The 12,765-nt window shown below is 48.2% G+C and carries 10 protein-coding genes; all 10 read right to left on the bottom strand.

From position 1 onward, the window contains the following. Nucleotides 1-14 precede the first annotated feature (14 nt). Complete coding sequence (locus GJB59_RS05890) at nucleotides 15-455, bottom strand: BrxA/BrxB family bacilliredoxin (RefSeq protein WP_142827878.1); 441 nt, start codon at nucleotides 453-455, stop codon at nucleotides 15-17. 65 nt (nucleotides 456-520) lie between these two features. After that, entirely contained in the window at nucleotides 521-1,588 is a 1,068-nt protein-coding gene (gene meaB / locus GJB59_RS05895) for a methylmalonyl Co-A mutase-associated GTPase MeaB (RefSeq protein WP_142827877.1), read from the bottom strand. Next, nucleotides 1,588-3,735, bottom strand: a complete 2,148-nt coding sequence (scpA, locus tag GJB59_RS05900; RefSeq protein ID WP_142827875.1) for a methylmalonyl-CoA mutase — start codon at nucleotides 3,733-3,735, stop codon at nucleotides 1,588-1,590. Before scpA ends, meaB begins: the two co-directional genes overlap by 1 nt. A gap of 1 nt (nucleotide 3,736) precedes the next feature. Continuing rightward, complete coding sequence (locus tag GJB59_RS05905; RefSeq protein ID WP_142827873.1) at nucleotides 3,737-5,431, bottom strand: methylmalonyl-CoA mutase family protein; 1,695 nt, start codon at nucleotides 5,429-5,431, stop codon at nucleotides 3,737-3,739. Nucleotides 5,432-5,528: 97 nt separating this feature from the next. Then, complete coding sequence (locus GJB59_RS05910) at nucleotides 5,529-6,863, bottom strand: dihydrolipoamide acetyltransferase family protein (RefSeq protein ID WP_142827871.1); 1,335 nt, start codon at nucleotides 6,861-6,863, stop codon at nucleotides 5,529-5,531. 91 nt (nucleotides 6,864-6,954) lie between these two features. Further along, nucleotides 6,955-7,938, bottom strand: a complete 984-nt coding sequence (locus GJB59_RS05915; protein WP_142827869.1) for an alpha-ketoacid dehydrogenase subunit beta — start codon at nucleotides 7,936-7,938, stop codon at nucleotides 6,955-6,957. Next, complete coding sequence (locus GJB59_RS05920; RefSeq protein WP_142827867.1) at nucleotides 7,938-8,942, bottom strand: thiamine pyrophosphate-dependent dehydrogenase E1 component subunit alpha; 1,005 nt, start codon at nucleotides 8,940-8,942, stop codon at nucleotides 7,938-7,940. The genes GJB59_RS05915 and GJB59_RS05920 overlap by 1 nt, the downstream gene beginning before the upstream one ends. Nucleotides 8,943-8,957: 15 nt before the next feature. Further along, nucleotides 8,958-10,385, bottom strand: coding sequence for a dihydrolipoyl dehydrogenase (gene lpdA / locus GJB59_RS05925; RefSeq protein WP_142827865.1), 1,428 nt, complete (start codon nucleotides 10,383-10,385; stop codon nucleotides 8,958-8,960). Nucleotides 10,386-10,454: 69 nt separating this feature from the next. Next, entirely contained in the window at nucleotides 10,455-11,543 is a 1,089-nt protein-coding gene (buk, locus tag GJB59_RS05930; RefSeq protein ID WP_142827862.1) for a butyrate kinase, read from the bottom strand. 126 nt (nucleotides 11,544-11,669) lie between these two features. After that, nucleotides 11,670-12,764 carry a Leu/Phe/Val dehydrogenase gene (locus GJB59_RS05935; RefSeq protein ID WP_142827860.1) on the bottom strand — a complete coding sequence of 365 codons (1,095 nt, stop codon included), beginning with the start codon at nucleotides 12,762-12,764 and terminating at the stop codon, nucleotides 11,670-11,672. Nucleotide 12,765 lies beyond the last annotated feature (1 nt).

Below are 12,765 nucleotides of genomic sequence, written 5' to 3' on the forward strand. Positions count from 1 at the left end.
AGAGGCATTCCTTCTTAAACTTCGTCGCAATGCTGTTCGAATATCGCTTGGATATGAGTGATAACAGACATTGGATCGTGGCCTTCGATTTCGTGGCGGCCAATTTCATCAACCATTTTCCCATCTTTTAAAAAGACGAATGATGGAGAAGACGGCAAGTGGTCATCACCGAAAATTGCGCGTGCTTGAGCAGTCGCTTCCTTGTCCTGTCCGGCAAAAACAGTGAACAAGTTGTCCGGACGTTTGTCGTAATGGATTGAATGCAAAGCTGCCGGGCGTGCAATGCCGCCTGCGCATCCGCATACAGAGTTGACCATGACAAGGCTCGTGCCTTTTTGTGAAAAGGCTTCATTTACCGCTTCAGCTGTTTCAAGCTGTGTATATCCACCGTCAATCAATTCCTGGCGGGCTTGTGTAGCTATATCATTCATTAGGAAATTAAAATCCATGCTCATCAAATATCACTCCTTATAATTGCTTCTCTAATCATAGCAGGTGTTCAACCGACTTGCAAAAAAGCTTACTCAAAAAGGCGCGCGATTGCTTGTGCCACAGTCAATCTTTCATCCAGCACCTGTTTTTCCAGAATTTTGACCAATTGCCGGCGCTCGGGATCATCAAAAAAGCGGCTGTGCAGCTCGTCAGTGATCATCGAACGGAACCAGTCCTGGGTCTGTTTCCGGCGGCGTTTGTTCCAATAGCCGCTGCTTTTCACCGTTGCTTCGAATTCCTGCACCATTTCCCAGACATCGGGAATCCCTGAATTTTCAAGGGACGAAGCGGCAAGCGGCCGGGTTGTCCAGCCTTCAGATGCCGGTTGCAGAAAATGCAGCATCTGCTTGTATTCCGCCACCGTCTTTTTCGCCAGCCGTGCATTGTCTCCGTCGGCTTTATGGACAACGATGGCATCTGCCAGCTCCAATATTCCTTTTTTCATACCTTGCAGTTCATCTCCGGCACCTGTCAAAACCAGCAGCAGGAACATATCAACCATGCCCCGCACCAGCGTTTCGCTTTGGCCGACACCGACCGTCTCCACCAAGATTACATCGTATCCCGCCGCTTCACAAAGCAGCATCGTTTCGCGCGTCTTTTTATGGACACCTCCGAGTGTTCCAGCCGTTGGCGAAGGCCGGATAAAGGCATTCGGATTGCGTGCCAGCTGTTCCATGCGGGTTTTGTCGCCGAGAATGCTGCCGCCGGTCAGCGATGAACTCGGATCGATTGCCAGAACGGCAACCCGGTGCCCTAGTTCCGTCAGCATCTCGCCGAAGGTTTCAATAAAGGTGCTTTTGCCCGCTCCCGGTACCCCGGTAATGCCGATGCGGATACTGTTGCCGGTAAACGGCAGCAATTGGTTCAGCAATTGCTGGCCATTCTGTTTATGATCGGGATTTGAACTTTCAAGCAAGGTGATCGCTTTTCCCAAATACAGGCGCGATCCGCTCCGCACACCTTCTGCGACTGTCTGGATATCCAATGTCTCAGCTTCCGGTTTCTTGAACTTTTTCCGTGGCAAGGCCTTCATGCCATCATGGGTTTCGTGAACACCGTCCATAACGCGCCTGGAATTTTTATCGCGGCTCATCAGTCTGCCACTTCCTCGTAACCAAGGCGCACATAGATCTCTTCAATGACTTTTTGTGCCGCTACCGGGATGACAGTACCGGGACCAAAAATCGCACTGGCTCCATTGTTGCGCAGGAATTCATAATCCTGTGCCGGAATCACGCCGCCGACCACGATAAGAATATCCTCACGGCCGATTTTCGCAAGTTCTGCCTTGAGGTCTGGCACCAATGTCATATGACCCGCTGCCAGTGAACTGACGCCGATTACATGGACATCATTTTCTGCTGCCTGCTGAGCCGTTTCTGCCGGTGTTTGGAACAACGGACCGATGTCGACATCAAAGCCCAAATCGGCAAATGCCGTAGCGATGACTTTCGCTCCGCGGTCATGCCCATCCTGTCCCATTTTCGCGATCAGGATACGCGGACGCCGTCCTTCATTTTCAATAAAGTCTTCCGTCATTTCCTTGACGATTTCCATTTCCTGCTGGTTTGAGAAGTTTGAGCTGTACACTCCACTCACTGAACGAATCACCGCCTTATGTCTTCCGGATGCCCTTTCGATCGCGTCAGAAATTTCACCAAGCGATGCCCGATGTCTTGCCGCTTCAATCGCACAGGCCAAAATATTGTCTTCGCCAGTTTTCGCCGCTTCTGCCAATGCTTCCAGAGCCGCTGTGACTTTTTCGCCGTCGCGTTCTGATTTCATGCGTTCCAGCCGCTCGATCTGTGTTTTTCGGACCATCGTATTATCAATATTCAGGATATCAATCGGATCTTCCTGATCAAGACGGTAGCGATTGACCCCTATGATCACTTCTTCATTGGAATCGATTTGAGCCTGTTTTTTCGCTGCGGCTTCCTCGATGCGCATTTTTGGCAGGCCGGTTTCAATGGCTTTTGCCATGCCTCCAAGTTCTTCCACTTCCTCAATCAAACCCCATGCTTTTTCCATCAATTCCTTGGTCAGTGATTCTACATAATACGAACCGCCCCATGGATCGATTACATTGGTCATCATTGTCTCTTCCTGCAGGAATAATTGCGTATTGCGTGCAATCCTCGCCGAAAAATCAGTCGGCAGGGCAATCGCTTCGTCGAGTGCGTTGGTATGCAGTGATTGGGTATGCCCCATAGCTGCCGCATTCGCTTCGATCAAAGTTCGGGTCACATTGTTAAATGGATCCTGTTCGGTCAAACTCCAGCCGGATGTTTGGGAATGGGTCCGCAGCGCCAGAGCTTTGTCATTTTTCGGATCGAAGCTTTTCATCATTTTCGCCCAAATTTCTCGTCCGGCACGCATTTTTGCCACTTCCATAAAGTAGTTCATGCCAATGCCCCAGAAAAAGGACAGGCGAGGGGCAAAATGATCGATATCAATGCCCGCGGCGAGTCCAGTCCGGACATATTCCAGCCCATCTGCCAGCGTATACGCCAATTCAAGATCCGCCGTTGCTCCAGCTTCCTGAATATGATAGCCCGAAATAGAAATCGAATTGAACTTCGGCATGTGAAGGGATGTGTATTTAAAGATATCTGCAATGATTTGCATGGACATCGCAGGTGGATAAATATACGTATTGCGGACCATATATTCTTTTAAAATGTCATTTTGGATTGTTCCAGCCAGTTGGTCAGGTGAGACACCCTGTTCTTCTGCCGCTACGATAAAGAATGCCATGATCGGCACTACCGCTCCATTCATTGTCATGGATACGGACATTTGATCCAGCGGAATGCCGTCAAACAAGATCTTCATGTCTTCCACGCTGTCAATGGCAACGCCCGCTTTCCCTACATCTCCGACTACACGCTCGTGATCCGAATCGTAGCCGCGGTGTGTTGCCAGGTCAAAGGCGACGGACAAGCCTTTTTGTCCCATCGCCAAATTGCGGCGGTAGAAAGCATTGCTTTCTTCCGCAGTCGAGAATCCGGCATACTGGCGTACGGTCCAAGGACGCGAAACGTACATGGTCGGATAAGGCCCGCGGACATTGGGCGCAAATCCAGGCATGCTTTCTTCCAGAAATTCAATGTCCTGCTGTGTATAGACCGGTTTGATATCGATGCCTTCATTTGTGGTAAAGGCGCTTTTCTGCTGAACCTGATGGGAAGCAACAGACAATTGATCGAGCTTTACTTTGGAAAAATCAGGTTTGCCCATCCTATAGCGCCTCCTTTCCGAGTGCGAGAATTTTCTCCAGTTTTGCAGTGATATGCTTGCCGGAATACAGGGTGTCCTTGATGCCGTAATTGGCCCATTCATCCAGTTGATCTTTCGGGTACTTGCCTGCAAGATCGATGCTTGCCTGCGTATCCAACCCTTGAACCACGGCTGCAACTGCATCTTTTGAACCGCAAAGCACCGCATAATCAATGCTTTCGCTAGCTAAGAATTGGTTGATTTCTTCCGCTGTTGCCAGATATGGACTAAGCAGCGGTTCAATTCCGCCAACCGCCAAAAACCCAAAAACAAAATCTACCTGTGCTTTGCTGATCTTCAACGGTTCCACTAAAATGATGGCGGTTTTCAAACCCGTCACTCTGCTTTGCGCACGAAGATTTTCAAAAGGTGTCGCCAAGCGCTTTGCGGTCATATATTCCAAATGGCCATCGTCGATTTTTGCATCTTTTACCGGCTCCTGCGGATTGGCATAAATATTGGTACCAATCAGCGATTGTCTGCGCGTCGCCACATTTTTTTCGCGCTCGATCCATTTTGCCTGAATATCATCTGTCAGCCATCCTGATTTGATGACTTCGGAATAGCCTCCCGCCTCTTCGATCTCAAGGAAATAGCTCCATGCCGCGTCTACATATTCTTTTGTTAAAGTTTCTATAAAATAGGAGCCTGCTGCCGGATCGACCACATGCGACACATGCGCCTCTTCCTTGATGACCAGCTGAACGTTGCGGGCAATGCGCCGGCTCGACAGGTCTGGTTCAGTCAAAAAGTCATGCGGATGAACGGTGTGCGCATCAGTGCCCCCGAGAACTGCAGCAAATGTGGAATTTCCTGCACGCAGCAGGTTTACATATGGATCCAGCTTTGAATAGGAGCGGACGGATGTCTCTGTAAAGAGTGGAATCGTTGGTGCTTCTTCTCCATAGGCAGAGCTGAAAGCGTGCCACAATACGCGGAATGCACGCAGCTTGGCGATTTCCTGGAAAAACTGGGTATCTACCGCAAAGCGGATCCAAGTGTTATCAGCGGTTTCCAAAAAGTCTTCATTTTCCATACGTTCTGACAGGATGCTCAGAGCGACTCCCAATTCATGGACCGCTGTTCCGCCTGCATGGTGAATAGGAATGGTATCGACCAGCTGGGTACGAACCTGTTTCGGTGCGCGGATCGCTTCTTCTGAAAAAATGACCCCCTGCACGTGGTCGAGCTGTTCGGGAGCTACAAAATCAAATACACGCAGGATATCGCGGTCTTCGCCAACCAATTTAAAGTAAAGCGGGTATTTGACAATCAGTTCTGCCAGTTCAGTTAATTGCGCATCTGTCCACTCAAATTTACGGAAGCCCGTATAGACTACGGTTTCATTCCCCCGGAGAAGGTCGTCTTGCATCAACGCTAAATATTCCTGGGCGGAATCCGCCATCACTTCCTGCGAAACAAGCCAGCTTGGCTGATGCTTGCCATGCTGAATCGCGGCCACTTGCTCCGGAATATAGCTCTCCAATTGATCAAGCATACTTTTTGTATATAAAGGTTCAAGTTGTACATCTTCAATTGTAGGCGTTTTCAAAGTTTCTTCGAAGGGCTTGCCTTTAATCGCTTTTTCGGCTGCTTGCTGCCACTCACTGTATGTACGCGCTGGAAATTTTGTTTTTTTCATCGAATCGATTGTCAAACTATTCCCTCCTCAAAGGCTATCTGTCTTCATTTTACCCGACTGGACGCTGACATTAAAGAAAAAAAAGCTTGGAGTCCTGAGACTCCAGCTTTTCTTAATAAACAGATGTATTTTCTTTTGACATGTTTTCAAGTATTTCTTTTACTCGTGCCAGGAATTGTCCGCAAACAAGGCCATCAAGTACACGGTGATCGAGCGATAGGCAAAGATTGACCATGTCACGTGCAGCAATCATCCCGTTATCCATGATCACTGGACGTTTGACGATCGACTCTACTTGCATAATCGCTGCCTGTGGATGGTTGATGATGCCCATCGACTGGACAGAGCCGAACGATCCGGTATTGTTGACCGTAAACGTTCCGCCTTGCATATCTGCAGATTTCAATTTGCCTGAACGGGCTTTAAGCGCCAGTTCATTTACTTCTTTACCGATGCCTTTAACCGACTTTTCATCAGAATTTTTGATGACCGGTACAAACAAGGCGCTGTCTGAAGCAACGGCGATGGAAATGTTGATATCTTTTTTCTGGATGATCTTGTCTCCAGCCCACATCGAGTTCATCATCGGGAATTCTTTTAAAGCCTGTGAAACGGCTTTAACGAAGAAAGCAAAATACGTGATATTGAAACCTTCTTTTTTCTTGAATTCGCCTTTGATGGAATCACGGTATTGAACAAGGTTGGTAACGTCCACTTCGATCATCATCCATGCATGCGGTGCTTCGTGTTTGCTCTTCAGCATATTCGCCGCAATCGCTTTCCGGACACCCGTGATTGGAATTTCAATATCTCCAGGTGCACTTTGGATCGGTGCTGCAGGAGCTTTCGGAGCTTCTTGTGCAGGTGCTGCTTGCGGTGCCGGCTGTTCCTGCTGTGGAGCGGGAGCAGCTTTGGCATCTCCTGCTTTCGGAATATTGCCGCTGTCAATCAGCTTCATCAAATCTTTGCGGGTGATGCGCCCTTCATTTCCTGAGCCTTCAACTTGAGCCAGGTCGATGTCGTTATCCTGAGCCAAGCGGAGTACCGCAGGCGAATAGCGCCCTTTCGATCCGGACGGCTTAACAGGCTGGGATGATCCTTCCGTCCCTTCCAGTTTGCTGGTCGGCTTAGATCCTGCTGCCGGCATTTCTGCCGCTTTGTCTCCGCTGACAGGTTTTGCTTCTTCTACCGGTGCAGCGTCGCCGCCTTCTGTTTCGATCGTGCAGACAATTTCTCCGACCGCCAAAGTTTCACCTTCAGAAGCAATCAATTCTTTAACTGTTCCTGTGAACGATGAAGGGACTTCCGCAGTCACTTTGTCTGTATTGACTTCTGCCAGCGGATCGTATTTATTTACATGATCGCCTGGCTGGACGAGCCATTTTTCAATGGTTCCTTCGGTAACACTTTCACCCAGCTGAGGCATTTTAATGTTTTCTATAGCCAAGGGAGTTCCTCCTTTACTTGATGGTGTCGCGTTGATTTATGGGAGCATCTTGTGCCCGACAGAGCTGAACAGGCGCTTACGCTTTTCCTTTTTAAAACTCTGCTAACTCTCTCATTGCTTTTTCTACTTTGTCCGGGTTGATCATGAAGAATTTCTCCATGGTCGGTGCGTAGGCCATTGCCGGGATATCGGGCCCAGCGAGACGTTTGATCGGGGCATCCAAGTCGAACAGGCAGTTTTCAGCGATAATTGCTGCCACTTCTCCGATGATGCTTCCTTCTTTATTGTCTTCAGTGACCAGCAGCACTTTGCCGGTTTTCTTAGCGGCTTCAATGATGCCTTCTTTGTCCAATGGATAAATTGTGCGCAAATCAAGGATGTGGGCAGAGATTCCATCTTCCGCTAAGCGTTCTGCAGCCTGCAGCGCAAAGTGCACAGCCAAGCCGTATGTGATGACAGTGATGTCTTCGCCTTCACGCTTAACGTCCGCTTTGCCGATTTCAACCGTGTAATCTTCTTCTGGCACTTCGCCTTTGATCAATCGGTAAGCGCGTTTGTGTTCAAAGAACATTACCGGATCTTCATCGCGGATTGCAGCCTTCAAAAGCCCTTTTGCATCGTATGGCGTTGACGGAATGACAATTTTCAAGCCAGGCTGGTTTGCGAAAATCGCTTCCACAGACTGCGAGTGATAAAGAGCGCCATGGACGCCGCCGCCAAAAGGTGCACGGAAAACGATCGGACATGACCAATCGTTATTCGAACGGTATCGGATGCGGGATGCTTCTGAAATAATCTGGTTGACAGCCGGCATGATAAAGTCTGCAAACTGCATTTCTGCAATCGGGCGCAATCCGTACATCGCTGCACCAATCCCGACTCCGGCAATTGCTGATTCCGCAAGAGGCGTGTCCAATACGCGATCTTCACCAAACTGATCGTAAAGACCTTGCGTCGCTTTAAAAACGCCGCCTTTTTTGCCGACATCTTCTCCGAGAACAAAGACGTTTTCGTCGCGTTCCATTTCTTCTTTCATGGCAAGCGTGATGGCATCAATATAAGACATAATGGCCATTATTCGTCTCCTCCTTCTTCGGCATAGACATATTTCATTGCATGTTCCGGTTCTGCATATGGTGCATTTTCCGCATAATCAGTCGCTTCGTTGACGATGACCATGATGCGGTCGTTAATGTCTTTTTCAAGTTCGTCGTCCAAGATTCCATTTTCTTTCAAGTATGCACCGAAAGTCAGGATCGGATCCGTCGATTTTTGCGCAGCCAGTTCGTCCGCTGAGCGGTATTGGCGATGGTCATCATCTGAAGAGTGGGCGGTCATCCGTTCAGAAACGGTTTCAACCAAACTCGGTCCTTCACCGCGGCGTGCACGGTCAGCTGCTTGTTTGACATGCTTATAGACTTCAATCGGATCGTTGCCATCAATCGTCACACCCGGCATGCCATAGCCGATTGCACGGTCTGAAACGTTTTTGCTGGCTAATTGGCGTTCAACTGGCACTGAGATTGCATACTTATTATTTTCAACCATGATGACGACCGGCAATTTATGGACGCCGGCAAAGTTCATGCCTTCGTGGAAATCGCCTTGGTTGGAAGAACCTTCACCAAGAGTTGTAAACGTAATAAAATCTTTTTTCTTCATTTTCCCTGCCAGCGCAACACCGACTGCGTGAGGCAGCTGTGTCGTAACGGGCGAAGATCCAGTCAAGATGCGGTTGCTTTTCTGTCCAAAATGGCCAGGCATCTGGCGGCCGCCCGAGTTCGGGTCTTCCGCTTTGGCAAAAGCCGACAGCATCAAATCTTTTGGCGTCATGCCAAAGTGAAGCACGACTCCGATATCACGGTAGTAAGGTGCTATATAATCCTGCGTGTTATCAAGAGCAAACGCAGCACCAACTTGTGCCGCTTCTTGCCCTTGGCATGAAATTACGAAAGGAATTTTCCCTGCGCGGTTTAATAGCCACATGCGTTCATCTACACGGCGGGCCATCAACATTGTTTCGTACATTTTTAGTAAGTCATCATTAGTCAATCCGATTTCTTCGTGTTTAGAAGCCATTATTTGTTTCCTCCTTTAACTATGAATTGCTTTGCCGTCAACTGCTAAAGCCGCTTCGCCCATAACTTCTGAAAGTGTCGGGTGCGGATGGATCGTTTCGGCAATTTCCCAAGGCGTTGCGTCCAATACCATTGCCAGGCCAGCTTCCGAAATCATATCCGTCACATGCGGACCAATCATATGGACGCCAAGAATATCGTTGGTTTTTTTGTCTGCAATAATTTTGACAAACCCATCAGATTCGCCGTATACCAGTGCTTTTCCAATGGCTTTAAAAGTGAACTTGCCGACTTTGACGTCGTGTCCTTTTTCTTTTGCCTGATCTTCTGTAATGCCGACGCTTGCCGCTTCCGGATTAGAATAAATGCAGCGCGATACTAAATCATAATTGATGGCGTGCGGGTTGTTGCCCTTGATGTGTTCGATAGCCGTAATGCCTTCGTGTGAAGCAACATGCGCCAATTGCAGGCCGCCAATTACATCTCCGATTGCATAAATATGGGACTCTTTTGTCTGGAAGGATTTTTTCACTTGCACAAAGCCTTTTTCCACTATGATATCCGTGTTTTCGATGCCGATGTTTTCAACATTCGCTTGGCGTCCGACAGAAACCAGCATTTTTTCTGCAGAAAAACTTTCGTTTTTGCCATTGATTTCCGCTTGGATTGTGACACCATTCTCGCCTGTTTCCAGCGTATCTGCCATTACTTTCGCGCCAGTGGCAAAAGTGATGCCTTTTTTCTTCAGCAGCTTCAGCATTTCTTTCGAGATGTCTTTGTCTTCTGTCGGAATGATGCGGTCTGCATATTCGATGACTGTCACATCAACACCAAAATCATTGAGCATGGATGCCCATTCGATTCCGATGACGCCGCCGCCGACAATTAGGATCGATTGGGGCAGGCTTTCCATTTTCAATGCCTCATCTGAAGTCATGACAAATTCTCCATCAATAGTCAGACCAGGCAAAGTGCGTGGGCGTGACCCAGTAGCGATGATGACATTGTTCGGAATCAGCATTTCGTTTTCTTCACCGTTTTTCATCTCGACCGAAATGGTACCGGCGTTTGGAGAGAAAATCGATGGGCCAAGAATTCTGCCGATGCCTTCATATACATCAATTTTGCCTTTTTTCATCAGTCCTTGAACACCAGCGTGCAATTGATCGACGATTCCTTGTTTGCGCTGTTGGACACGCGCAAAATCCAAGGAAACTTCACCAGTTTGAACACCAAAGTCTGCCGCGTGATTTTTTGTAGTTGAATAAACTTCCGCACTGCGGAGCAATGCTTTGCTTGGAATGCAGCCTCTATGCAAGCAAGTACCGCCCAATTCGCCTTTTTCGACGATTGCCGTTTTCAAGCCAAGTTGTGCAGAGCGGATCGCCGCTACATAACCGCCTGTTCCGCCGCCTAAAATGACGACATCATAATTTTGAGCCATGGATTTGTCCTCCTTTTTCTGCTTCAACAAAACGGGGGATTCCCCATCCTCTGCCAATTGAAGTTTTTCTTACACACTAAATGTATAGGTTTTTGCTTGTTCTTCCCCGTTCAATACCCGCGCGGCACCTTCAGCCAATGCCTGAAGTTCGTTTTCACCCGGCTGGATCTCCACATCGGCAATCCAGCTGACGCGTTCGGTTATCGCTTCCACAAATCCTTTGCCATGGGCAAGCCCACCGGTCAGGATGATGGCATCTACTCTTCCTTTTAAGACAGCGCTGGCAGCACCGATTTCGCGGGCAACTTGGTAAGCCATAGCCTGATAAATCAATTCTGCCCGTTTATCGCCTTTTGAAATGCGCCGCTCCACTTTCACCACATCATTCGTTTCCAAGTAAGCAAACAAACCGCCTTGCCTGACCAATTTTTTCATGATGTCATGCCGGCTGTATTGACCGGAAAAGCATAATTCCACCAAATCCCCTGCCGGTACGGTTCCGGCTCGTTCGGGACTGAACGGCCCATCGCCGTGCAAACCGTTATTGACATCAATGACCCGGCCCGCTTGGTGGACTCCAATTGTGATGCCGCTGCCCATATGAGCAACAATTAAACTAACATCCTCATAGGCACGCCCTATTTTTTTGGCGTAGCGCCTGGCGACTGCCTTTTGATTAAGGGCATGGAAAATGGACTTTCGTTCGATCAAAGAAAACCCGGATATCCGAGCAATCGGCGCCATTTCATCGACGACTACCGGATCGACGATAAACGAAGGAATATTCAAGCCATCTGCAATTTCAAATGCGATAATGCCGCCTAAGTTGGATGCGTGCTGCCCTGAATACCCTTTTCGCAGATCCTTCATCATTTCGTCATTGACTGCATAGGTTCCGCCTTCAATTGGCCGAAGCAATCCGCCTCTTCCACACACTGCAGCCAGTTTGGAAACATTCATGCCTTCTTCGTCCAAAGCTTCCAGAATGCTGTTCCTTCTGAAAATATGTTGATCGGCAATGCTCGAATATTCGCCTAAATCTTCTATAGAGTGGTGTATGGTCTTTTCCATGATCAGGATATCGTTGTCAAAAACGCCGATTTTAGTCGAGGTGGAAGCAGGGTTGATGACTAGAATACGATTGGGCTGTTTTTGCACATCGATCCCCCGTTTCTTAATTTGATTGTGAAAAGCATTAATTTTGCTTGTTAAAAAATCAGCATAACGATATTATTTCAGATAAAAACAGCAGGTGAAAAGGAATGACTCACCTGCTGAATATTATTATCTTCTGCTTAAAATATTGTGTTCGTTCCGCAAGAATTGAGATCTTGATTTGCGGACGCGTTCAATGCGTTCTTCAGCCATGCGGTCTGCAGCAATATAGCTTGGCACATTGTCGCGTTTCGAAATTTCAAAGATTTTTGTGATGCTGTCGTAGATCGTTTCAACGCGCTTCATCGCACGTTCATTGTTGTAGCCGTAAAGTTCATCAGCAACATTGATAACGCCGCCTGAATTGATAACGAAGTCTGGTGCATAAACGATTCCGCGTGCTTCAAGCTCGTCTCCGTGGCGTTCTTCTTTCAACTGGTTGTTGGCAGAACCCGCAACCACTTTTACTTTTAATTGTGGAATTGTGTCATCGTTGATGATCGCACCCATTGCACATGGAGCAAAGATATCTGCTTCTTGTGAATAGATGTCATTCGGTGCAACCGCGGTTGCGCCAAATGCTTCAACAGCGCGCTGTACGGCTTGCTGGTTAATATCAGTCACGATTAATTTCGCGCCTTCTTTATGAAGGTATTCGCATAGCGGGTAAGCTACGTTGCCGACACCCTGCACAGCTACGGTCTTGCCTTCTAAAGAGTCGTCGCCGAATGCTTCCAGCGCAGCAGCTTTCATGCCGATGTATGCACCATAAGCTGTGACTGGCGATGGATTGCCCGAAGAACCGAAAGCTGGGGAAATGCCGGTGACAAAATCCGTTTCTTCGTGGATCATGTCCATATCCGCCACAGTTGTCCCAACGTCTTCAGCAGTTATGTAGCGTCCGTTCAAGCCTTGGATAAAGCGTCCGAAAGCGCGGAACATTTCTTCGTTCTTGTCTTTCAATGGGTCTCCGATAATAACGGTTTTACCGCCGCCAAGGTTCAGTCCGGCTGCCGCGTTTTTATATGTCATTCCGCGTCCAAGGCGGATAGCATCTTCGATTGCTTCTTCTTCTGTTGCGTAATTCCACATGCGCGTGCCGCCAAGTGCCGGTCCAAGCGTAGTATCGTGGATGCAAATAATGGCTTTCAGGCCCGAGTTTTTATCCTGGCAAAAAATTAGTTGTTCGTAATCGTATTGTTCCATTCTCTTGAAAATTTCCATT

It is taken from the genome of Planococcus soli (assembly GCF_016881065.1).
Classification (GTDB): domain Bacteria; phylum Bacillota; class Bacilli; order Bacillales_A; family Planococcaceae; genus Planococcus; species Planococcus soli.

Excerpts from the sequence above, each read along its gene's own strand:
- GJB59_RS05890 (WP_142827878.1), bottom strand. The coding sequence starts at position 455 with ATGAGCATGGATTTTAATTTCCTAATGAATGATATAGCTACACAAGCC.
- meaB (WP_142827877.1), bottom strand. The coding sequence starts at position 1,588 with ATGAGCCGCGATAAAAATTCCAGGCGCGTTATGGACGGTGTTCACGAA.
- scpA (WP_142827875.1), bottom strand. The coding sequence starts at position 3,735 with ATGGGCAAACCTGATTTTTCCAAAGTAAAGCTCGATCAATTGTCTGTT.
- GJB59_RS05915 (WP_142827869.1), bottom strand. The coding sequence starts at position 7,938 with ATGGCCATTATGTCTTATATTGATGCCATCACGCTTGCCATGAAAGAA.
- GJB59_RS05920 (WP_142827867.1), bottom strand. The coding sequence starts at position 8,942 with ATGGCTTCTAAACACGAAGAAATCGGATTGACTAATGATGACTTACTA.
- lpdA (WP_142827865.1), bottom strand. The coding sequence starts at position 10,385 with ATGGCTCAAAATTATGATGTCGTCATTTTAGGCGGCGGAACAGGCGGT.
- GJB59_RS05935 (WP_142827860.1), bottom strand. The coding sequence starts at position 12,764 with ATGGAAATTTTCAAGAGAATGGAACAATACGATTACGAACAACTAATT.